The sequence below is a fragment of the Lysinibacillus sp. 10T31 genome (assembly GCF_056394365.1).
The window spans coordinates 1-21,867 of sequence record NZ_JBFTHS010000034.1 but is presented as its reverse complement, the minus strand read 5'-3'; the positions used below and the strand labels follow the sequence as shown (position 1 = coordinate 21,867).

The 21,867-nt window shown below is 35.4% G+C and carries 18 protein-coding genes, 1 pseudogene and 1 other annotated feature; of the genes and pseudogenes, 12 read left to right on the top strand and 7 right to left on the bottom strand.

Going from position 1 to position 21,867, the window contains the following annotated elements; translation table 11 throughout:
- Positions 1-34 precede the first annotated feature (34 nt).
- Positions 35-1,762: a methyl-accepting chemotaxis protein gene (locus tag AC1DCY_RS18525; protein ID WP_477352548.1), complete on the bottom strand. Its 1,728-nt coding sequence runs from the start codon at positions 1,760-1,762 to the stop codon at positions 35-37.
- Between the two features lie 126 nt (positions 1,763-1,888).
- Between AC1DCY_RS18525 and AC1DCY_RS18520 the strand changes: the two genes are divergently transcribed.
- Positions 1,889-2,170, top strand: a complete 282-nt coding sequence (locus AC1DCY_RS18520; protein WP_477352546.1) for a DUF1033 family protein — start codon at positions 1,889-1,891, stop codon at positions 2,168-2,170.
- A gap of 224 nt (positions 2,171-2,394) precedes the next feature.
- Positions 2,395-2,595, top strand: coding sequence for a cold-shock protein (locus AC1DCY_RS18515; RefSeq protein WP_049665398.1), 201 nt, complete (start codon positions 2,395-2,397; stop codon positions 2,593-2,595).
- Positions 2,596-2,851: 256 nt separating this feature from the next.
- Here AC1DCY_RS18515 and AC1DCY_RS18510 read toward each other — a convergent pair whose 3' ends face one another.
- Both AC1DCY_RS18510 and AC1DCY_RS18505 read right to left on the bottom strand, forming a co-directional pair.
- Positions 2,852-3,661 carry a S1C family serine protease gene (locus AC1DCY_RS18510; RefSeq protein WP_477352542.1) on the bottom strand — a complete coding sequence of 270 codons (810 nt, stop codon included), beginning with the start codon at positions 3,659-3,661 and terminating at the stop codon, positions 2,852-2,854.
- Positions 3,662-3,921: 260 nt separating this feature from the next.
- Positions 3,922-4,917, bottom strand: coding sequence for a S66 family peptidase (locus AC1DCY_RS18505; protein ID WP_477352540.1), 996 nt, complete (start codon positions 4,915-4,917; stop codon positions 3,922-3,924).
- Positions 4,918-5,142: 225 nt separating this feature from the next.
- On the opposite strand from AC1DCY_RS18505, the gene AC1DCY_RS18500 reads away from it, so the two are divergent.
- Positions 5,143-5,616 carry a DinB family protein gene (locus AC1DCY_RS18500; protein WP_477352538.1) on the top strand — a complete coding sequence of 158 codons (474 nt, stop codon included), beginning with the start codon at positions 5,143-5,145 and terminating at the stop codon, positions 5,614-5,616.
- A gap of 187 nt (positions 5,617-5,803) precedes the next feature.
- On the opposite strand, the gene AC1DCY_RS18495 is transcribed toward AC1DCY_RS18500, so the two are convergent.
- Positions 5,804-6,421 (bottom strand): TetR/AcrR family transcriptional regulator, encoded by a 618-nt coding sequence (locus tag AC1DCY_RS18495; protein WP_477352536.1) that lies wholly within the window; start codon positions 6,419-6,421, stop codon positions 5,804-5,806.
- A 163-nt stretch (positions 6,422-6,584) separates the two neighbouring features.
- Between AC1DCY_RS18495 and AC1DCY_RS18490 the strand changes: the two genes are divergently transcribed.
- Together AC1DCY_RS18490 and AC1DCY_RS18485 are read left to right on the top strand one after the other, a co-directional pair.
- On the top strand, positions 6,585-8,144 hold the full coding sequence (locus AC1DCY_RS18490; protein ID WP_477352534.1) for an AMP-binding protein: 1,560 nt from the start codon (positions 6,585-6,587) through the stop codon (positions 8,142-8,144).
- A gap of 42 nt (positions 8,145-8,186) precedes the next feature.
- Positions 8,187-9,530 carry an MFS transporter gene (locus AC1DCY_RS18485; protein WP_477352533.1) on the top strand — a complete coding sequence of 448 codons (1,344 nt, stop codon included), beginning with the start codon at positions 8,187-8,189 and terminating at the stop codon, positions 9,528-9,530.
- A gap of 108 nt (positions 9,531-9,638) precedes the next feature.
- Here the strand turns inward: AC1DCY_RS18485 and AC1DCY_RS18480 are convergent, their stop codons facing one another.
- Positions 9,639-11,243, bottom strand: coding sequence for an ABC-F family ATP-binding cassette domain-containing protein (locus tag AC1DCY_RS18480; RefSeq protein ID WP_427502983.1), 1,605 nt, complete (start codon positions 11,241-11,243; stop codon positions 9,639-9,641).
- A gap of 142 nt (positions 11,244-11,385) precedes the next feature.
- Here AC1DCY_RS18480 and AC1DCY_RS18475 point away from each other — a divergent pair, with 142 nt between their 5' ends.
- On the top strand, positions 11,386-11,583 hold the full coding sequence (locus AC1DCY_RS18475; RefSeq protein ID WP_477352530.1) for a hypothetical protein: 198 nt from the start codon (positions 11,386-11,388) through the stop codon (positions 11,581-11,583).
- Here the strand turns inward: AC1DCY_RS18475 and AC1DCY_RS18470 are convergent.
- Positions 11,578-11,844: a stage V sporulation protein S gene (locus tag AC1DCY_RS18470; protein WP_477352528.1), complete on the bottom strand. Its 267-nt coding sequence runs from the start codon at positions 11,842-11,844 to the stop codon at positions 11,578-11,580. The two genes, AC1DCY_RS18475 and AC1DCY_RS18470, sit on opposite strands and share 6 nt — an antisense overlap.
- Positions 11,845-12,162: 318 nt before the next feature.
- Between AC1DCY_RS18470 and AC1DCY_RS18465 the strand changes: the two genes are divergently transcribed.
- The 4 genes and pseudogenes from AC1DCY_RS18465 to AC1DCY_RS18450 all read left to right on the top strand — a co-directional run bounded on the left by AC1DCY_RS18465 (position 12,163) and on the right by AC1DCY_RS18450 (position 19,719).
- On the top strand, positions 12,163-13,191 hold the full coding sequence (locus AC1DCY_RS18465) for a hypothetical protein (RefSeq protein WP_477352526.1): 1,029 nt from the start codon (positions 12,163-12,165) through the stop codon (positions 13,189-13,191).
- An 873-nt stretch (positions 13,192-14,064) separates the two neighbouring features.
- Positions 14,065-15,951 carry an FAD-dependent oxidoreductase gene (locus AC1DCY_RS18460; protein WP_477352524.1) on the top strand — a complete coding sequence of 629 codons (1,887 nt, stop codon included), beginning with the start codon at positions 14,065-14,067 and terminating at the stop codon, positions 15,949-15,951.
- 203 nt (positions 15,952-16,154) lie between these two features.
- Positions 16,155-16,375, top strand: a binding site (T-box leader).
- Positions 16,376-16,693: 318 nt separating this feature from the next.
- Positions 16,694-18,374 (top strand): annotated as a pseudogene (gene argS / locus AC1DCY_RS18455) (arginine--tRNA ligase).
- Between the two features lie 172 nt (positions 18,375-18,546).
- The gene (locus AC1DCY_RS18450; RefSeq protein ID WP_477352522.1) at positions 18,547-19,719 is read left to right on the top strand and encodes an MFS transporter; all 1,173 of its coding nucleotides are present in this window, start codon (positions 18,547-18,549) and stop codon (positions 19,717-19,719) included.
- A 112-nt stretch (positions 19,720-19,831) separates the two neighbouring features.
- Here AC1DCY_RS18450 and AC1DCY_RS18445 read toward each other — a convergent pair whose 3' ends face one another.
- A complete protein-coding gene (locus AC1DCY_RS18445) occupies positions 19,832-20,254 on the bottom strand; it encodes an alpha/beta fold hydrolase (RefSeq protein WP_477352520.1) in 423 nt (140 codons plus the stop codon).
- A gap of 56 nt (positions 20,255-20,310) precedes the next feature.
- Here AC1DCY_RS18445 and AC1DCY_RS18440 point away from each other — a divergent pair, with 56 nt between their 5' ends.
- Together AC1DCY_RS18440 and AC1DCY_RS18435 are read left to right on the top strand one after the other, a co-directional pair.
- The gene (locus AC1DCY_RS18440; RefSeq protein WP_477352518.1) at positions 20,311-20,862 is read left to right on the top strand and encodes a hypothetical protein; all 552 of its coding nucleotides are present in this window, start codon (positions 20,311-20,313) and stop codon (positions 20,860-20,862) included.
- Between the two features lie 395 nt (positions 20,863-21,257).
- Positions 21,258-21,689, top strand: coding sequence for a hypothetical protein (locus tag AC1DCY_RS18435; protein WP_477352516.1), 432 nt, complete (start codon positions 21,258-21,260; stop codon positions 21,687-21,689).
- Positions 21,690-21,867 lie beyond the last annotated feature (178 nt).

The window sequence follows — 21,867 nt, the reverse complement described above, 5'->3', positions numbered from 1 at the left end:
CTACTAGTTAAAGGGGGGAGCMCCTCCTTTGTGTTTAGTGCATTACACGTTCTTTTTCTAAATATGCAATTAAATTATTGATAAAATAGAGAACTTGCTTAGAAGCTTGATCTACTTCTTGTAAATGAACTTCCGCCTGTTGAATATTCCCAGCCTTAAAAGCCACCGCTGCTAACTTCGCCGATTCATGAACATGTAAATGATATGCGTCTAATTCACGGTATTCCTGTAAGTGTCCGAAACGTTCTACGGTGCGTGTAGATGTATACCATTTACCGAGACGGCAATCAGTATGCGAAGAAACATCACTTGGTTCGACATTTTCAAGACCAAGGAACATATTATAAATTCGCCATTTCCATAAAATATGATCGGCCTTTGATAATTGTAAAAGTGCAATAGACGATAGCTGAACATTATTATGCTCAATAATATCATTGCGGAATCGATTAATTTCTTTACCTAATGAGTGAATATCACTAGATGTGTTATGACTATATTCGCGGATGTCATCTTGAAGGTTAGAAATTTCAATCATTCTTGCTGATACTTCATCAATAGCTGCAGCCTGTTCTTGTGATATCGCAGCTGTATTTGTGACATCCAGATTAATACCTTCAATGGCACTAACTATCGCATTTAATAATGGTAACGATTCTTTGGCCTCTACTGTTGCATCTTTAATAATCTCTGTCGTTTCTGTAATTGAGTTTGACACATCATTTGAATAGCTCTTTAAATGATGTACATTTGTAGTTACTTCACTAAGCGCTGATACCGTTCCCTCAGCAAGCTTTCGAACTTCCTGCGCAACTACGGCGAATCCTTTACCATGTTCACCTGCTCGTGCGGCCTCAATAGAAGCGTTCAAAGCAAGTAAATTCGTTTGATCGGCAATTTGGTTTATTAACGTTACAACATTTTCAATATCATTTACCCGCTTTTGTAATTCTGAAAAGGATTCAACAATTGTTGTAAATGTCTCTTCTGTTTTAAAGATTTCAGAAAGGGCATGCTCAATTGCATTTTTCCCTTGTACAGCGTGATCAACAGATTCAGTTGTTTTTTCAGAAATACGAGAAGACATCCGAGCAACTTCGTTAATAGAAGCGGCAATTTCTTCAGTTGCTGCGGTAGAGGACTGGATTTCTTCGTTTTGTTTATCTAAGCTAAATACTAAATCTTTCATGTACATGATTTTTGCGTTGACATCCATTAAAGAGGAAATTTCAGCGACTACATTTTCAATAGTACGTTCTGTTAATACTTCGATGAGTAATTCCTGGTCAACATTAACAGCAGATTGGAAAGATTTCATATATTCAAATGCTTTATTAGGTTTTAAACCAAAATTATGTAAAATGTATGTAGTAATATAAAATGCAAATTGATTGAAGACGACGATTAGCTTACCCGGCTCATATTGATTCTTTCTGAATAAATTGAAAAATTTAACGGTTTCATCTACATAGTCATCATCACGAGTAGCTAAGAAAAATTGAGTTAAGTATCGATTAATATTTTCTTCACTAATTGTTAGCTGAGAGGAGAGAGAGATTTCTCTTAAATAGTTATTAAAAATAGCATTCATTGAAGGCGTGATATCTTTTAATTTATTGTAGAGAGTTTTTAAATTCTCTTCATCTTGAGCATTGAAATGGTTAAATGCTAGTGTTTTATTAAAACGACCTGTAGCATTTAAATTTGTACCACGCTTTAATAATTCGTCGAGCTCGGCCTTAGGTCGAATACTTGAAAACATAAAAAAATACCTCCAAAAATTATGAATAATAAGGTAATAATAGCATATTACAGAGTGTTTTAATAGACATTTCAAGTGTGTTTGCTAAAATGAAAATATCTTATTACAGCAGGGAATGTGGCAAATATGTATACAATCATTTACATGAAAGCTGATTATGAGCCTTGGTGGAAGTTTGAAGGCTGGGAGGCTTTTATTCAAACAAATGAAACATTTGAAACGGAGGAGCAATTTAAGTCTGCATTACAAACGAAACTGCAGCACTTCCGATTAACATATGACAATGAGGCAACGAAAGAAGGGGGATTTTGGGCATTCTGGTCAGAAGATGAAAGTGTTTTTTGTGAAGCCTGTGATGATGATGTACAAATATATCACGGTATTATCGCTTTAAAATCTGGGAAATAGTAATAAAATTTAGAAATTAATAAAAAAACATTTTTCTTTATTTGACAATATTATGAATGGCGGTTATACTTAAGTTAACAATTTAATTGCTTCACCGGAAACATGAATTCACATATTACAAAAAGTGATCGCGTTAGTACGGTACTCTTTGTAATATGTGAATTTTTCTCATACGCTGAAGAAATTACATATTGTTCACTTTTATTTTTTGGAGGTTTTCTTAAATGAAACAAGGTACAGTAAAATGGTTTAACTCAGAAAAAGGTTTTGGATTCATCGAAGTAGAAGGCGAAAACGACGTATTCGTACACTTCTCAGCTATCGGAGGCGAAGGTTTCAAAACTCTTGACGAAGGTCAAAAAGTGGAATTCGAAGTTGTAGATGGCAACCGCGGACCACAAGCTGCTAACGTAACTAAACTTTAATTCTCAGTAATTAAAATTACTTTCGTTAAAAAAAGACATCCTATTGATATAGGATGTCTTTTTTTGCGTGCTTCGAACAATTTGAGAGTTACAAAATATGATTACTAGTGACTTGCTATATGAAAGAGTTTAGATACTACTATTCATACAGATCAAAAATGCAGTTTCTCAATTTCTGTTAATAAGTTATAATTTTATTATGTAAACTAAATAAATTGCTTGTCTCATTATTTGAGGCAAGCAACGTTTAGGGGAATTATTTACTTAGTATACGTTGTAGCACTTCAACAGGAATAAACAAACCGACACGACCGTATGGATCTTTTTGCGCCGTTGCAAAAACGATCCCGATTACCTCACCAGCAGCATTTATGACAGGACTGCCACTATTTCCCCTATAAACAGGGGCTTTCATCATCATAACAGGCTCTTGCCAATCTTCGAGGTATGTCGATTCCAGTAAAGTACCTTCATTTGCAATGCCTGTAAACGCTAGTGGATTACCAACGAAATAGACATGCTCATTTTGGCTATAGCTAGGATTTTCAGCAAGTGAGAGGGAAGGTAACTCATCACCATTTACTTGTAATAATGCTAAATCTACTTCTGGGAAACTTTGCAGTAACTCGGCACCCATTAAACCTTCTTCAGGGAAAATAACGATTAATGATTGAGCATCTTCTACAACATGTGCATTGGTTACGATTAGTCCATCTGAAGAAATCGCAAAACCCGTGCCTTTACTAGAACCTGTAGAGATCTCTACAACAGCTTTTTTATAGGTTTTTATATCTTCTTGCGCTGATAGCCGTGCAGACACCTTCAAAAATTCAAGAGCTGGAATGGAGTAAATTTGAAAGATAAGTGCAAATGTATTGAAAAATAACACAAATGCCATACTCCAGACAATCCATTTGACAATTGGCTTTCGTTTTTTAGGCTTTTTACCTTGCAGTTGTTCTTCTTGTTCTTGTGCTAGCGCCTTTTGCTGTTCAGCGAGCACAAGTTCAATCAATTCTTCTTCTGTTAATTCTTCATCAGTTGTTGATCTATGTATATCATTCATAAAAACCCTCCTTACCCAAAATGAAAAGCGCCCAAGTAGGACACCTATGAGTAATTCTTATTCAATTTTTTAGGGCCGAGGAAATGACGAAAGATTCCTTATAAGTTGTCGCCATTATCCTCTGAGTTTGTAAGCTGAATAACATTAAAATAGACAGTTGTTCCAGTAGTGATTGATGTCGTAGTTTAATTTTGGTTTATACGTAGACTACTTTAGCTATTTGCCTTCATTATACGCGAAGTATATAGGTTATACGAATGTTATGAAAACCAGTTTTCCAGAAAGGTAATCTCTTTGCTAGTTGCATTGACACGTACACGTAAGCCGATGGGCATGGCATGCAGGGGATGAGTGTGGCAGCAATCAACATCAGCGATGATAGGCATAGTACGCCCATCAAGCTGCTCTAGCAACACATCATAAGGCTTTTTTCCAGTTCCCAAATCATCATATTGTTCATGTTTACCTAAAATAATCGCTGAGGCTTTGTCGAACATACCGTGTAGTTTTAGCATGGCAAAGTTTTTCTCAACAACCGCAATAGTTTTAGATGTATCTTCAAGAAGTAAAATATCTCCCTCATTAATGTGAGGGAAGTAAGGTGTTCCAATGAAGCCGTACATCGTATTTATATTTCCACCTATTAAACGACCTTCAGCAATGCCAGGTTGAACTGTCATCCATGAATTGTGATGCTGTGTTTTCTCCGTCGTTTTTTCTAACCAGTTTAGTCGATCATCTGTCCAAATTGGTGGGATTGGCATGTTATAGGGAATCGATAATGAATGTATAAACAATTCTTTAAAATATTGCTCTGTATAATGAACAAAAGGTGGAAATTCACCAAATGTAGAAGCGACAGAAGGTCCATAAAAGACAGGAACTCCAGTCTTTGCATACATTGCGAGAAGTATAGCAGTTACATCAGACAAACCTATAAGTATTTTAGGATTCTGCTTAAATGCTTCGTAGTCAAGATAGGGCAGCATACTATTGGCGTTAGTACCACCCATAGTAGGTAAGATCATTTTGATGTGGGGATCACGAAGTAGGGCATTCAGCTCTTCTGCTCGCTCTTTCGGTGTACCGGAGCGGTAAAAATCTTCTTTTCCTGTTAATGAGCCTTCTTTTATAGTAAAGCCAAGTGCTTGCAGACGTTCCTTACCTCGTTCATAGCGAGCCTTTGCGATAGTTGTAGCTGGTTTGGAAGGCGAGTAAATGCCAATGGTATCGCCTCTTTTTAATGGGGAAAACATAAAATACCTCTTTCAATTTAAGATAAAAGCTATTATACATGATTTTACAATTTAAAAAGTCTTATACTTGTTTTGACGAAAGAGATGTAAAAAGTAACTGAAATGAATAGTTATAACAGTTCTTAAAATAATATTATTATGTAAACTTGATGCTGGAAACTTGTAAGAGAGTATATAATTTAATATGATAGAAATGAATTTACGAAAATGGGGGGGGCGTTTTATATGTATCGACAAGTAGAGGACTTTTTAAATGAATGGTCAGCATCATCACATGGTACTAGTCAAGTATTAAAAGCTATAACAGATGACAAGCTAGAGCAAAGCATCGTGGAAGGTCATAGCACACTAGGTTGGTTAGGTTGGCATTTAGTTGGTGCTGCTGGTTATTTCAGTTATTTGGCAGGTTTAAAGGTGCCAATGACTCGACAAGAAGATCCAATTCCATCTACAGCTGCTGAAATTGTAGCTGCTTACGAAAATGTAGCAAATAGTGTGAAAGAGGAAGCGGCAAAGCTTTCAAATGAAGACTTGCTGGAAGAAGTAAAAGGCTTCACTGGACCAATAGCTAGAGGTGCATTATTACGTGTAATGGTCGATCATCAAACGCATCATCGTGGACAAATGACAGTGCTCTTACGTCAAGCGGGCTTACCGGTACCAGGCGTATTGGGACCAACGAAGGAAATGCAAAAGTAATTGTAAATGGCAGATACAAAGTGTATCTGTCATTATTTGTGTAAAGAAAATTTTGCAAGAAAGTTGTTGTAACAATTACATATAAAAATATAAAAGGCACTTCCAGTTTAAATTTAACTAGGAAGTGCCTATTTTTGTTTGGTCAAATGTTGTTTTAACATACTTCTATTTGCTGATTCACTAGCTACTAATTTTTAATGGATATCCCTTTATTTAATACCAAACCATCTAAAAATATTGAAATAAAGCCTTTGCTTTCTTGTAACAAATCAAAATCTTTTCCAAAGACTAACCAGTCATATAATGAACCCCGCATACAACGACTAATATAAATTACGGTTTGTTGAACATTTATTTGTACAGATAATTCGCCCTCTTTAATAGCTTTTTGTATAAATGAGTTTAAAATTTTATACAATTCGCGTTCAGAATTGGAAAAGAAATTTTCTTCGTTTTCAATTAAGCCGCTTTTGTAAACAGAACGCATTAAATCCATTCCTAAATCATCTTTTAAATATTTCATTTGTGCATCAATTAATGAGATCACCTTTTCCTTGAAGCACAGATTTGCGGGCAGTGTAGTAGTAAATTCCTCGTAAAAATGATCAATTTCTTTAAATTTATCTAGGAAAATATCGTACTTAGACGAAAAATGACCATAAAAAGCACCTTTTGAGCTTTTGCTTTTTTGCACAATTTCATCAACCGTGACTTGATCAAAGCCTTTCGTTTCGAACAATTTAAGTGCTGTTAAATAGATATGTTTTTTCGTTTCTTGAGCCTGCTGTTTTCGCGTCTTTTTCATTCTCTGCATCACCTAATTCCCTTAAGATATTCTACTTTACTTTAGCATAATACTCGTCCATGTAATTATTTTGTTTTCTGAATTATTAGAAAAAACATTGACAAATAATTGTCTCGCCGATTAATATACAGACTATAGTCTATGAAACTAGGGGGGGAATATCATGGATTTAATAGGGAATAGAACGTTGCGTACTGTTTTAAGGGAGAGAGTAGAGCAACAACCTGAAAAAAGTTTTATTCGATTTGAGGATAGTAGGGGAAACTATTTTGAAAAAAATTATGGGGATTTTTATCAGGAGATTTTTCGCTTCAGTAATGCACTTCTTCAACTCGGCATCAAAAAAGGGGATCATGTTGTGTTACATTTACCAAACAATATGGAATTTTTTACAGCATGGTTTGCTTTAGCTGAAATTGGAGGCATTATGGTGCCAACTAACATTTTATCACCAGCAGATGAGATGGAATATATTATTTCTCATTCTGAAGCAGCCCTCATTATTACTGAAGAGGACTTTATCGAAAAGTTTGTCAGTATTAGATCTAAAACACCGACTATACAAAATATTATTATTACGAGACAACAAGGTAGCTTAGAAGGTGTCTTATATTTCTCTGAGCTCATAAAAAGTGAAAGCGATAACAATGTACATTTTCCAACAGTTTCGTCTGAAGATATTGTGGCATTGCTTTATACATCTGGAACAACATCAAGACCTAAAGGCGTTCAAGTGACACATGCCAATTATATTTACACTGGTGAGTTAATGGCTCGTTCAATGGCTTTAACACCTGAAGATCGAACATTTATTGTCTTACCGCTTTTCCATGGGAATGCCCAATACTATTCAACGATGTCAGCCATCATGGTAGGGGCAAGCATTGCAGTTACTGAGAAATTTAGTGCTTCACGTTATTTTAAACAAGCAAAGGCATTAGGCGGAACAGTTGGTTCTTTATTTGCCGCTCCCATTCGTATGATTTTAGCGCAAGATTATGAAATAGAGACAAAGGATAATCCTTTACGACTCATCCTATTCGCACAGTCAGTTGCAGAACACCAATTAATACAGTTTGAGGAGCAATTTGATGTGAAGTTATTGCAACTGTACGGTTTGACCGAGACAGTTGGAATTCCACTGATAAATCCTTTATTTGGATTACAGAAAAATATGAGCATTGGTAGACCAAGCATTGGTTATGAGGTTCAGCTTGTAGATGAACAGGGGATCCCTGTAAATCAAGGGGAGATTGGTCAAATTGCCGTTAAAGGGATACCAGGAAGAACCTTAATGAAAGGCTACTTTAAAAACGAGCAAGCAACAAACGACACTGTTAAAGATAATTGGTTACTAACTGGGGATAACGCTCGTATTGATGAAGATGGTTATTTTTATTTCGTTGATCGTATAAAGGATATGATTAAACGTTCAGGTGAAAATGTGGCTGCGAATGAAGTGGAAAGTGTATTAATAGAGCATCCATTAGTATTTGAAGCAGCCGTCATCGGTGTACCCGATGACATGCGTGATGAATCTATTAAAGCGTATGTTATTTTACAAGCTGGCGCTACTATAAGTGAAGAGGCTTTGATTGCACATTGTCGGGAACGCCTCGCAAAATTTAAAGTGCCAGATAGTATTGAATTTGTGACTGATTTTCCACGTACACCTGTCGGAAAAATTCAAAAGCATGTTTTACGTAACGCTATTTTTAGTTAAAGCGAATGACATAAAAAATTGAATGTAGAGAGATGGGATTCTATGAAAAATGTGAAAATATTATTAGCAAGTTTAGCAGGATCAGTCATTGAATGGTACGATTTTTATTTGTATGGTACTGCAACGGGATTAGTTTTTACAACACTTTTTTTCCCTTCTACTAATCCAGCAATCTCCATTTTAATTGCATTTGCTACGTTTGGAGCTGGATATGCAGCACGTCCAATTGGAAGTTTAATTTTTGGACATATGGGTGATCGTGTCGGAAGGAAAGCCTCGCTTATGCTTACTTTAATAGGAATGGGCGGTAGTTCTTTTTTGATAGGTTTATTACCTACCTATGCACAAGTGGGGTTACTCGCACCAACGCTTTTAGTAATTTTGCGACTTATTCAAGGGATTGCACTTGGTGGTGAATGGGGAGGTGCCGTGTTACTAGCTACTGAATCGGCTACAAAAGGGGTGCGTGGCTTTTTTGGTTCTATTCCACAGCTTGGTGTACCAATCGGATTAGTGTTAGGAACATTTAGTTTTACGCTTATATCTTCATTAACGACAGAAGCGCAATTTATGGCCTGGGGTTGGCGTTTACCATTTCTTTTTAGCGCAGTTTTAATAGTATTAGCTATTTGGATTCGAAGTGGGATTGAAGAAACACCTGAATTTAAACGTAAAAAAGACAATGGTGAATTAGCTAAATTACCAATTGTCCAAGTCTTCAAATATAACAAAAAAGATATTTTCCGCATTATAGGATTAAAAATAGGGGATGGATTCTTTAATGTGTTTTTAATGTCATTTATTTTAGTGTATGCAACTACGTATATAGGTTACACAAGGGATGTCGCATTGTTTGCACTAACATTAAGCTGTGCAACAATGATTGTAACAATGCCAATTGTTGGATATTTTTCAGATTTTATAGGTCGAAAGAAAATTTATATCGGTGGCCTTATCACAATGTTACTGCTAGCAATTCCATATTTCGTATTGATTCCAATCAATTCAACTTATTTCTTTACGTTGCAAGTCATTTTACTTGGTGTCGTTTGGGCAGCCATTTTTGCGACTCAAGGTACGTTTTTCTCTGAATTATTCCCTGCGAATGTTCGATACACAGGGCTATCTTTTGGCTATCAAATCGCTGCGGCAATCGTCGGTTTTGGACCAATGCTATGGACATCTTTAGCTACAGAATATGGGGCATCACCATATTTATTTGGTGGATTAATGATAGCGGGGCTATTGTTATCACTGCTACTTGCAGTATTTTCACCAGATACACGGATGATCACTCAATATGAAGAAACTATTGAGAAAGTTCAAGAAAATGAAAGCTTGTCAGATGCTCAAGTGGAAGTAGCAATGACAACTACGACAAAGTAATAGTTTACGTAACGTTGCTTTATACAAGGTAAGATTGTGAAGTATGCTATATTCGATAATAAGAAAACAGGGTTCTCCTTTTTGAATAGGAGAACCCTGTTTAGTTCATTAGTTTAAGCCTTGGCTATCTTTCCACTCTAGGAATTCATCATAAGTTAATAGCTTATCTAAAATTGTGCCGTCTTCACGGATTTCGATGACACGGTTCGCAATTGTTTGGATGAACTGATGGTCATGAGATGTGAAGAGCATCGCACCTTTGAAGCGCATAAGTCCTTCGTTTAGTGCTTGAATAGATTCAAGGTCAAGGTGGTTTGTAGGTTCATCTAGTAAAATAACGTTTGCTGTAGCAAGCATCATTTTAGATAACATACAACGTACTTTTTCTCCCCCTGATAGTACAGAAGGGGATTTCTTTACTTCCTCACCAGAGAATAGCATACGACCTAAGAAGCCGCGTAAGAAGCTTTCTGTTTCATCATCAGGAGAATATTGGCGTAACCATTCCACTAGTGATTTCTCTGAACCTTCGAAATATTTATCGTGATCATTTTCAAAGTAGCTTTGAGAAGTTGTTACGCCCCATTTGAACGTACCAGCATCTGCTTTTCTTTCGTCCATTAGAATGTCAAGAAGAGCTGTTTTTGCCATTGGATTACCAAGTAAAATGATTTTATCCTCTTTGTTCATTGAAAAGCGAATATCTTTAAATAGTGTTTCGCCTTCATTGCTTGCTGTAAGGCCTTCCACTGTTAACACATCATTACCGATTTCACGTCCAGTTTGGAAGTTGATGAATGGATATTTTCGGCTAGAAGGTTTAATGTCGTCAAGCTCGATTTTATCCAACATTTTCTTACGAGAAGTCGCTTGGCTTGATTTCGAAGCGTTCGCAGAGAAACGAGCAACGAATGCTTGTAACTCTTTAATCTTCTCTTCTTTCTTCTTGTTTTGGTCTGCCATCATTTTTTGTGCTAATTGGCTAGACTCATACCAGAAGTCATAGTTCCCAACGTATAATTGGATTTTAGAGAAATCAAGGTCAGCAATATGTGTACATACTTTGTTTAAGAAGTGACGGTCATGGGATACGACAATAACCGTATTTTCAAAGTTAATTAAGAATTCTTCTAACCATTGGATTGCTTTTAAGTCAAGGTGGTTGGTAGGCTCATCTAGTAATAGAACGTCAGGTTTACCAAATAGAGCTTGTGCTAATAATACTTTGACTTTGTCAGAACCTTCAAGGTCAGCCATTAGCATATAGTGAAGCTCGTCGCCAATCCCTAACCCGTTTAATAATGTTGCTGCTTCTGAGTCAGCTTCCCAACCATTTAGGTCAGCGAATTCACCCTCTAATTCAGCAGCACGCATGCCATCCTCATCAGAAAAGTCTTCTTTTGCGTAGATAGCGTCTTTTTCAGCTTTTACTTCCCAAAGACGTTTGTTGCCCATAACAACTGTATCTAATACATTGTATTCATCGTATTCAAAGTGGTTTTGTTTAAGGACTGATAAACGTTCGTCCTTACCCATTGATACGTGACCTTCTTGAGCTTCAATTTCACCAGAAAGAATTTTTAAAAATGTTGATTTACCAGCACCATTTGCCCCGATTAAACCGTAGCAATTCCCTGGTGTGAATTTTATATTTACGTCTTCAAATAGTTTACGATCGCCATAGCGAAGACCTACATTACTTACTTGAATCATGCAAGTTCCTCCTTTTTTCACAATGGCACTAGTATATCATGAAATATGTACCATAGTCTATAAACATTATTAAATCAACGTTTTACGTTTATGGGCTGTCAGGTGTTGTGGAGTAGGTGAGGGGGGATAATGTTAATAAAAAGTGAATCCAGGTAAAGAACAGGTAACTGAATTAAAAATTGTTTTATCCCTCATTGAAAGGAAGATGTTAAATGTCCAGGAAGGTAAAAGAAAGAAAGTTCCTTTTGATGATGAACTGTTGGCATTATTAAAAAGGTTAATACAACAAAATGATGTTGTGAGAAATGTTTACAAAGAAGTTAAACGAATTCAGCTATAGAACTCGTTTTTCAATTGTAAGTTTTATAGCTGTTCGATCTTCACCATCAATTTGAATGTCCTCAAAAGAAGGTATGCAAATTAGTTCATTTCCTTCTGATTTTATAAAGCTTCTACCTACAGCAATAGCCTTTATTGCTTGGTTAATTGCCCCTCCGCCAACTCCGAACACTTCCACGCTGCTTTCTTCTTTTAAAGACGCAACAATCGCTCCCGATAATGAATTTGGATTTGATTTACTAGACACTTTGAACAGTTTCATATGTATTATCTCCCTTATTCTGATATAACTCTATTATATTCGTAGTTTCAAAATTTTTACAGTAAAAATTTTGAAACTTCTTTATTGCCAAATAGCTATCGTCCCTCCTTACGTGTTCTCATTAGACGACTGTCAAATAATACTGGTTTTACTTTTATTCTATAAAAACCATGGTATATGTGTTGTAAGAACTCGTTTGCTAAACAGAAGAGTTCTAGATGGCAAGAATGAGGGGTACTATTAATAGTAGAGAAAATGGCAAAATTTTATGTAATTAATCAGAATAGACCCTTTTATATAGTAGAAAGGAAGGGGATTTTGAGAAGATTTTTATTTATTTTCATAATCATCGTAATGATTTGTATAGCCTTTAGTAAAAAAAAATTTTCAATTGATGATCATATTGCTGCTGAATCTAAGCTTTATATCAATGTGTTTGATCCTAAAAGTTTGAAGTTTACATTCTATCATTTTGATCAGATTCAAAATAAAAGTAAATTACTATTTAGTAAAGAAACGGCGGATTATACTGCTTTCGCTTATTCTGAACGTACTAATAAATTGTATTTTGCTGATGGCATATCAGATCATACATTACAATTATTTGAAAATGATCTAAACACGAATCAAATAAAACAGTTAACCACTGTATTTAATAATGTTGATGTTATCCAAATAGACAAAGACCAAAAAATTATCTTGATGAGAGTACTATTAAGAGATGAATTTAGAAATTTTCATATAGCTACGTACAATCTTCAAACAAAGAAAATACAAATATGGGAAGAAGACAATAAGGACAGAAGTGTTTTAGATTTTAATTATAACCCGAATAATAATCAATTAATTGTAGTCTCTATCTCCGAGAACGAAGATCAGAAGAAACTTACCGAGGCTAATAAAAATCAAACGAAATTACAGCCGATTAAACACAGTTTAGATATTTATAATATAGAAGGTCAACAAATAAAACATATAGCCGATGTAGAGAGATTTATTAGTGGCGCATCATTGGCACCAGATGCTAGCTCTGTAATTATCAGCTATGATGAAGCTATAGACAGTTCTATTTCGCATATTGTAGAAATAGATATCAGATCAAAAAAGGTAAAGCTTTTACTAGATAGTAGTGGTATTTATTCGAAAATTCGCTCCATTAAATTCGATGAAAAAAAAGAAGGGTTTTATTTCTTATCAAGTTTTATTGATGAAAAAAAGGGGTATAGTATTTTGGATATACCTAAAGAGAGCGTACTCTCGTATTATGACATCAAGAAAAATAAGGTGCGAAATGTATGGATGGTTGAAAAAAGTGTTATTGTTAATTATTCAGCAGAACATTTTTAATGTACAAAATAGATAGTAATTCTGCGCCAAAATAAATTTCTTGTTCGACAATCTCGAAGAAATTTCCATTGTCGCATTATCTGGACAGATTGCTATTCGAGACACACCTTGAAAAAACAATTTAAACTGTGACTAATACAAGAGGTTCAAGTAGTAGGGGTATGTTAATCTGTTGAGACATGCGCGAGTATATGTGCATGTTTTTTTCAGAGATACAACTATGAGCCACGAAAGAAAGCTGATTTCACATTGTTTATGTCTTTCACTCCAGATTTGCTTGAAAAATAGTATTAACTATTTTCTTGAAAGATACACTTGTTTCCAGTGTAGTTAATTTTTCATCATAATAAAACAATCATAAAGACCTACAACAATTTTATAGATTCTAGTTGCTTCTTTGCTACTTTATCGACTAGAATGTTTATGTATCTTTTTTTGTTTTAGGTTATACTTACATATTTACCGTTTCTTATGCTCTTAATGCATTTGGATAGTTCTTAAAGATGATATTCTGCTATTTTAACCCCAACACTTCACCACCACGAATATCAGTATAGGTAACTGTCAGTAAAAGACTATTATTCATCATATTTTCATGTAACATTGTCCAGAGATGGTGCCACTTGTTATTGGAGATGAAAACCTTTAATTCGTCAGGTATGTTCGTTTTAGAAGGATTCAATTTCACCTGCTGCATGAAAAACTATTTTGAAGAATACCTAGACTGAAGCGACCCTCTAGGTTTGCCGAACTCACGTTGAAATGTAAAACCGTTAATAACTATATAAATATGTCATGTCAACTCTTTCAAGAGATGGGCATGATTATAAAAGAAGAGATGCAGATGGGAATTTTATCTATTGGAGGTATGTTATGGGTAAAGGCTTGATAAGGTCAGCCATTTTAATATTAGTAATTGTACTAGGGATAGTGAGCTATTATTTTGTAACAGAAATTAGAAGTGAAATGGCACATAAAAAACTTTTGGAAAACTACGAAAAGCCAATTCCAAATAAAAATATAAATGAAGAATATGATGTTATTGTCATTGGTGGAGAACCAGAAGGAGTTGCTGCTGCAGTATCATCAGCTCGAAATGGTGCAAAAACACTTCTAGTAGAGCGTCGTGAGGAATTAGGAGGGCTATTTACGTATGGAATGCTAAATTTCCTTGATATACCTCGAAATGACGCTAAACGACCAGTCAGTATGGGTATTTTTAAAGAATGGCACGATCTTGTTAGAGGGAAAGATGCATTTGGAATTTTAGATGCTAAGGCTGCCTTTAAAAAACTTGTCGATGACGAACCAAATTTAACGCTTGCTGTACAAACAGAAGTTATAAATGCCAATCTTGACATGAATCAGCTAACATCCGTGACATTAAAAAATAACAATGGTACGTATGTTGTGAAAGGCAAGGCATTTATTGATGCTACACAGGATGCTGATTTTGCCGCAATGTCAAAAGTTCCTTTTTTCATGGGTGGAGAAGATATTGGCATCAAGGATAAAAGAATGGCTGTTACCTTGATGATTCATTTAAAAAATGTTGATTGGGATGAAGTGAAGAAAGCAGCAAACTCGAATGTTTTTGGTGGTGCTCATCTAAATGATTCAGTCATGTGGGGGTTTACAAAGCTGCATGATGACTATAAGCCAGTAGAAAAAGGTACGAGATTACGAGGCTTGAATTTAGCAAAAGTTGATGATGAATATTATATTAATGCTTTACAAATTTTCGGAATCGATGGTTTGAATGAACAATCAAAGCAAGAAGCAATCGAAAAAGGAAAGAAAGAGACAAAACATATTTTACAATATTTGCAAAAGAAGTTTCCTGGCTTTGAAAATGCAGAAATTGTGAGTTATCCGGAGGAACTATATGTCAGAGAAACAAGACATATATGGGCAGAATATCAATTACCGATGTCTGATGTTTGGAAAAATAATGATCAGTGGGATAGTATTGGCTTGGCTGCATATCCAGTTGATGTACAAGCGCAAACACCTCATGATTATGGATATGTAATTTCGGCTCCAAATCAATATGCTATTCCTTTCCGTTCTTTAGTACCTAAAGAAATCGATGGCTTGCTTGTTGTAGGTCGTTCAGCAGGTTATTCATCGCTCGCAGCGGGCAGTGCACGTATCGTTCCAACCGGTATGGTGACAGGAGAAGCAGCGGGAGCAGCGGCAGCATTAGCGATTAAACACGACGTAACTTTTAGAGCAATGAGCAAGAACAAAAAACTCATCAATACCTTAAGGGAAGATTTAAAAAAACAAGGGGCTTTAGTAGATCCATTTAATATGGATTATCCATATAAAGGTGAATGGTATGATAAATCTATTCAAACATTAATCAATTATGGACTCGTTGTTGGTGGTTATTCGAATGACTTATATGTTGAAGATTCAGCAACAAAGATTAAGTTTGCGAAAATACTAAAAGAGGGCATTCAACGTGTTAGTCCAGAGAAAATGAAAGCGCTAGGAGACAAGCTAGATATCGTTATCTATAAAGTAGCTAAAAAAGAAAATAATCCAATTACAAGAGATGAAGCTGCAGAATTCTTGACAGAAGTTTTAGTAGGCCAGTCAAGTGAAAACAACTGGGACTTATTGATTGAAAAAGGGATTATCAGTGAAAAATTAGCGAAAAGAATTTCTGAAAATAAGGAACTAAAATTAAAAGAGATGTATGCCATTATGGCTGATGTCATCCATTATGCAGAAAAGGAACATTCCCACTCATGAGGAATGTTCCTTTTCCTTATAGTTACTGGCATTAATGATGTAGGTTTGAAATTAAGTTAGAATCAAAGCATAGTGAGACCTTGTGACCCAGGTAAGGAAAGTAGTCCAATTAGCAACAGTAATCTTACTAGACTCCATTGGAATTGATTCGATAGACAGTTGACTTAAAAAAGGAAATCCTGTAGAATATTTTGAAATTATAGTTAAATTCGGTGATAAAGAGAGTAGTTTATGGAGCTACTGGAAAGCGAATTAGGGATGGTGAGAGCCTAATGCAGCAGCCATAAATGAAACGCACTTTGGAGAAGGTTCTCGAATTAGTAGTAGGGAATATCGGGGAGTCACCTCGTTAACAATGGAAAGTGGTCATATTGATGTAGCAACTAGAGTGGTACCACGGGATAACTATGCTCTCGTCTCTATTTTAGAGACGGGGGCTTTTTTTATCTTCATTTTGTAGAAATCTCTTACCTCTATTGGTAGGAGATGAAAAGGAGATGTGGTCTTTTTTCAGTGAGTGTACAAACACCTAGCGAAATAGAGGAACTCAGTCTAAGAACGCCATGTCCTGTGGCATTACCGAAATGGCCGACATCGTGTCGGCCCTCGTGCAGGTCTGAGCACAATTCAACATCCGGACGCAATGTTTATCTGTAGCGAGAGCTAGAAATGTTTTCTGCGCGAAAGCAAAGCGTCAGCGCCAATTACACTAAGGCGAAATTGATTTTAAATTGAGAGGAGAATGAACATGAATACACAAATCGTGAAAAGCATCGCAGTGGCATTAAATAATAATTTGTCTGGTAATGAAATTCAAAATTTACTAGAAAAACCGAAAAATTTAGACTTAGGGGATTTGGCATTTCCATGCTTTACTTTAGCAAAGAAATTCAGAAAATCCCCTAACAGTATCGCATCCGAAATAAAAAACAATTTAAACTGTGACTTCATTCAAGAAGTTCAAGTAGTAGGTGGGTATGTCAATATATTTTACCATCAGCCAACGATTACACATCAAGTGCTTAGCCAAATAGTAAAAGAAAAAAATTTATACGGGACTCAGGAGAAATCGAAGGGGAATATAGTGTTGGATTTTTCTTCACCTAATATAGCGAAGCCTTTTTTCCATGGGCCATCTACGTTCTACAGTGATCGGTAATGCTTTGGCCAACATTGCCGAGAAAAACGGCTATCAAGCAATTCGCATTAATCATTTAGGTGACTGGGGAACACAATTTGGTAAATTAATCGTTGCCTATCGAAAATGGGGAGATCAAAAAACAATTGAAGCTGCCCCAATAGAGGAACTGCTAAAAATTTATGTGAAGTTCCATGAGGAAGCGGAGCAGGATGATTCACTTAATGAACAGGCACGTACCGCATTTAAAGCATTAGAAGATGGGGATGAAGAAGCGTTAGCTCTTTGGCAATGGTTCAGAGATGCATCACTCGAAGAATTCAAGACTATTTATCAATTGCTTGGTATAATCTTTGATTCATTCGCAGGGGAAGCGTTTTATAACGACAAAATGGCAGCTGTTGTTAAGGAGTTGGCAGAAAAAGAGTTGCTTGTGCAATCTGATGGTGCTAATGTTGTTGAAATTGACAATATGCCTCCATGTTTAATTACTAAAACAGACGGTGCCACGCTTTATGCTACACGTGATTTAGCTGCTGCCTTTTATCGTAAACAACAATATGACCCTAAAAAAATATTTTATATTGTAGGGAATGAACAATCTCTTCATTTTAATCAACTATTTAAGGTCATTGAGAAAATGGGGTACGATTGGGCAAAAGACTTACAACATGTACCTTTTGGTATGATCCTAAAAGAGGGTAAAAAAATGTCGACGCGTAAAGGAAAGATTGTTTTATTAGCAGATGTACTAAAAGAAGCGATTGCTACGGCGAAGCGAAATATCGAAGAAAAAAATCCAAATCTAGTGGATAAAGAGAATGTAGCATATCAGGTTGGTGTAGGAGCGGTTATTTTTAATGATTTAAAAAATGATCGTCTTCATGATATTGAGTTTTCCATTGAGCACATGATGAATTTCGAAGGTGAAACAGGACCATATATTCAATATACGTATGCACGTATCTCATCTCTTTTGGAGAAAGCAAATGAACATAGTTATGAAGTATCAATTGAAGCATTAGGGGAGCGAGCTTGGCCTGTCATTTTATTACTGGAACAGTTCCCGAAAGTAATTGCCAACGCTTTTGAGCAAGCAGATCCGTCGCAAATTGCTAAATATGCCTTACAAGTAGCGCGTCAATTTAATAAATATTATGCGCAAAATAAAGTATTGGTTGATGACAGTCAAAGAAAATCAAGATTAGCATTTTGTCATTGTGTAGCCATTGTTTTAAAAGAATCGTTAGCATTATTGGGCATTGCAGCGCCAAAAAAAATGTAAGTACCGTAAGCTGTATCTATGTCTTGTTATTAGCTACATCTTTTCATCATTAATTGCCATTAAATTGACCGATACTAGAAAAAATGGTAAAAGGAAATAGTGAGAATTCAAAGGTCTAACAAAATTAGTTGAATTTTTAACTGTATCAATAGAGAGAAGGTTTTTAGAAAGTATGGAGAAAAAGCAATGGCGTGTTTCCATGGTACTTGTGGTTGTTTGTATTTTCTTCGTTGCGCTCAATATGCGCCCAGCAGTCACAGGAATAGGACCACTATTTAATGTACTTTTAGAATCACTCCATATATCAAATACAAAAATGAGCTTTTTAACATCAATTCCGGTGTTTTGTATGGGACTCTTTGCACCATCCGCAGTACCATTACAAAGAAAACTCGGAACAAAAACAGCTATTACGCTCTTAATAATCATTCTGGCATTAGCAAATGGGCTACGCTTTTTAAAAGAAAGTTATGTACTACTTGTAGTCACAAGCTTTGCTGCAGGATTTGCCATTGCACTTATTGGACCAATATTAAATGCCTATATCAAGAAAAAATTCCCGAACCGTTTTACTACGGTTGTAGGTATTTATTCATTTGGAATAGGAACAGGAGCAACATTGAGTGCGGCATTAACAATACCTTTTTATAATCATTTTCATGAGAGCTGGACGATAGCACTTGGCTGTTGGGCAATACTTGCTATCATTGCTCTTTGCATATGGGTCCTGGCCATACAAAATCAAGAGTTACCAGAAACAGATATATGTACGGAAAAAGAAGCGCGAAATCCGTGGAAAAATGTCCGTGCTTGGACAATTTTAATTTACTTTGGCTTACAAACATCTTTGTTCTTCTCTATGATGTCCTGGCTAGCACCGATGTTACAGGATAAGGGCTTTTCCATTGGCGCTGCAAGCTCTATGCTAACATTTATGTCTATTGTACAAATGATTGGGAATATTTTGGTCCCTATACTAATGGAAAAATGGTCGAGTCGATTCGGTTGGCTGTTTTCTTTAGGGATCTTAGGTGTGATTGGCTTTATGTTGCTATGGTTAGGCTCAGGGGCTTTATTATGGATTGCAGTATTCATAATAGGTATCGTATTAAGCGGCTTATTTCCAATCGGCTTATTGTTACCATTGGATGAGGCAAGAAATGATGAAGAGGCAAATAGCTGGTCATCTATGGTGCTTTCAGGTGGCTTTATGATAAGCGCCATTATCCCTATACTTATCGGCTATTGCTATGATGTGACTGGGAACCATACATTTACTTATATAATTTTTTTAATTTTAATGATTGGCATTCTAGCTACTACAATTAAGCTTAAGAAAAAATAATGTTGAGACATGCGCGAATTTACGAGCATGTCTTTTTTTCAAAGCTACGACTAAAAGACACAAGAAAAGCCGATTTCACTTCGTTTATTAAAAAATCGGCTTTACTTCATTATTATGAACTTTTATAAGCTCTAGTCGTTTCCATACAATGTTCATTATTAAAGATCTGCAATAATGCATCTGAGAACAAGTTAGTTTGGTCCATCATGATTCTATGTCCGGCATTTGGAATGATAAATAATTTTTTATGGGGAGCATTAATTTTAGTAAAGTATTCTTCGGCAATAATGTAGGGAGCCTGCCAGTCATTTTCACCTAAAATATAATAAACGGGAACTTGATAATCTGAGGATTCTGCCATTAGGTCAAAGTCTTCTAAAAATTCATGTACCTTGCTATTTGCTTTAAGTCCTTTAGAAAGCGCGAAAAGATCCGATAATTTAAAAATAGGACTTTTAAAGGCAGTTATAAATACAGGAAGATCACTCTTTCCAGCTAAACCGTATTTCCCTTGGAGTTTTCTACTTTCATACATTTCTTTAAAAACTCACGATCAAATTTTATTTTTTCTCCAGGATAAATTCCTATAGCTTGAAGCTTTTTGATTTAACAGGATGTTCAACTAAAAAAGATATTGAAAATGTAGTAGCCCAGGCAAATTTAATGCCTAGAGATGCAAGTTTAAAAGTAGGGTTATTAGATCGCTTTGTTAATCAAATGAAAATAGGTGATTATTGCATCGTTCCATACAATGATGTATTTTACACAGGTATCATAAAAAGTGATTATTACTTCGATTCGAATTCTCAAAAGTTCGAGCATCAACGTAAAGTAGAATGGCTATTTGACGGAGAGCCATTTAGTCGTAATGAGCTTCCTGAAGCAATCCAAGTATCTATAAAATCCCAATTAGGGTTAATAGGTATGGCTAAACATAAATCAATATTTATTAAATATTTAAATCACAAGCAAGGTATAGATATAAATGATTTGTCGGATGAATATGAAATTTCTTCAATCGAAAGTGAATTAAATTCATTAGTAATTGATGCAATGAAAATAATTAAAGATGAAATAAATAGCGATGATCCAGATAGACGATTAAAGGCAGCCATCGCTGTAATGGAATTAAATAATAAATAGCACGATATATACAAATCTATACAAAAAAACGTTCCCAAATGAAAGTTTGGGCGTACATTAAAAAGCCACGAACGTTGTTATCACAACGTTTCGTGGCTTTTCCTATTAACGTTATTTATACAGCTTTTTATACAGGAAGCGCAAACACTTGATACATCAATATTTACACGTTTATGGCTTACCGTTTAGTGTGCATAAAATCGTGTATATTCCTTAACGTTGTAGATCCGCATTTTCCTGGTGCTACCCCTATATAAAAATGAATTACTTGAAGGTTACATTTATTATTATTTAAATTTTTTTTCGAAAAGTGGTTGTTAAAAAGGAGATGAAAAGTTCTTTATATAGTGTTGGCTAACACAATATAAAAAATAAAACAAACGGGGGAAATTAATATGACACAATATCGATATTTAACAAAGGTTATTACAGTAACACGAGATGATTTGGATAAAATGTTTACAGCACAAACAGTAGCTAAAGAGCATATTCGCAAAGAGGATGCTGATTCAAACGCAATACAAGCAAGTCTATCTTCTGTAGCAGGTATCCTTGGATTAGTATTTACAGTGGCTACAAAATTTAGTGTAGCAGCTGGTATCGTTTCAGTTATTCTTTCTCTTACTTCGACACTTAAGTCATCTATTCTACCACGCCTTGTAGATGGTACAGATTATATGATTATCTTACGAGAAGACATGAGAGTTAAAGGGTGGACAAAGGTTGACGTTGAAATGCCTTATTACGAGTTGTATGACAATCCGACAGGTAAAGCGTATTTCACTTTTATCGCAGGTGAAGGTCTTGTCAAAAAGTCTTATAAATAATGATTTGATTTAAAAAATGCCCCTCTTTTTCTGATATGCTCCCCTTTAGGTAGACAGATTAAAAAATAAAAATCTGTTTATCTAGGGGGGCATTTTTTTATGGCTCGAAGTAACCACTCAAAAGATGAAAAATTAGCAGTTCTAAGACTTCTTTACAAAGGACAAAAGACAATTTCAG

Excerpts from the sequence above, each read along its gene's own strand:
- AC1DCY_RS18480 (WP_427502983.1), bottom strand. The coding sequence starts at position 11,243 with ATGATTCAAGTAAGTAATGTAGGTCTTCGCTATGGCGATCGTAAACTA.
- AC1DCY_RS18510 (WP_477352542.1), bottom strand. The coding sequence starts at position 3,661 with ATGAATGATATACATAGATCAACAACTGATGAAGAATTAACAGAAGAA.
- AC1DCY_RS18450 (WP_477352522.1), top strand. The coding sequence starts at position 18,547 with ATGGAGAAAAAGCAATGGCGTGTTTCCATGGTACTTGTGGTTGTTTGT.
- AC1DCY_RS18505 (WP_477352540.1), bottom strand. The coding sequence starts at position 4,917 with ATGTTTTCCCCATTAAAAAGAGGCGATACCATTGGCATTTACTCGCCT.
- AC1DCY_RS18515 (WP_049665398.1), top strand. The coding sequence starts at position 2,395 with ATGAAACAAGGTACAGTAAAATGGTTTAACTCAGAAAAAGGTTTTGGA.
- AC1DCY_RS18460 (WP_477352524.1), top strand. The coding sequence starts at position 14,065 with ATGGGTAAAGGCTTGATAAGGTCAGCCATTTTAATATTAGTAATTGTA.
- AC1DCY_RS18520 (WP_477352546.1), top strand. The coding sequence starts at position 1,889 with ATGTATACAATCATTTACATGAAAGCTGATTATGAGCCTTGGTGGAAG.
- AC1DCY_RS18495 (WP_477352536.1), bottom strand. The coding sequence starts at position 6,421 with ATGAAAAAGACGCGAAAACAGCAGGCTCAAGAAACGAAAAAACATATC.
- AC1DCY_RS18500 (WP_477352538.1), top strand. The coding sequence starts at position 5,143 with ATGTATCGACAAGTAGAGGACTTTTTAAATGAATGGTCAGCATCATCA.
- AC1DCY_RS18485 (WP_477352533.1), top strand. The coding sequence starts at position 8,187 with ATGAAAAATGTGAAAATATTATTAGCAAGTTTAGCAGGATCAGTCATT.
- AC1DCY_RS18445 (WP_477352520.1), bottom strand. The coding sequence starts at position 20,254 with ATGTATGAAAGTAGAAAACTCCAAGGGAAATACGGTTTAGCTGGAAAG.
- AC1DCY_RS18490 (WP_477352534.1), top strand. The coding sequence starts at position 6,585 with ATGGATTTAATAGGGAATAGAACGTTGCGTACTGTTTTAAGGGAGAGA.
- AC1DCY_RS18525 (WP_477352548.1), bottom strand. The coding sequence starts at position 1,762 with ATGTTTTCAAGTATTCGACCTAAGGCCGAGCTCGACGAATTATTAAAG.
- AC1DCY_RS18435 (WP_477352516.1), top strand. The coding sequence starts at position 21,258 with ATGACACAATATCGATATTTAACAAAGGTTATTACAGTAACACGAGAT.
- AC1DCY_RS18470 (WP_477352528.1), bottom strand. The coding sequence starts at position 11,844 with ATGAAACTGTTCAAAGTGTCTAGTAAATCAAATCCAAATTCATTATCG.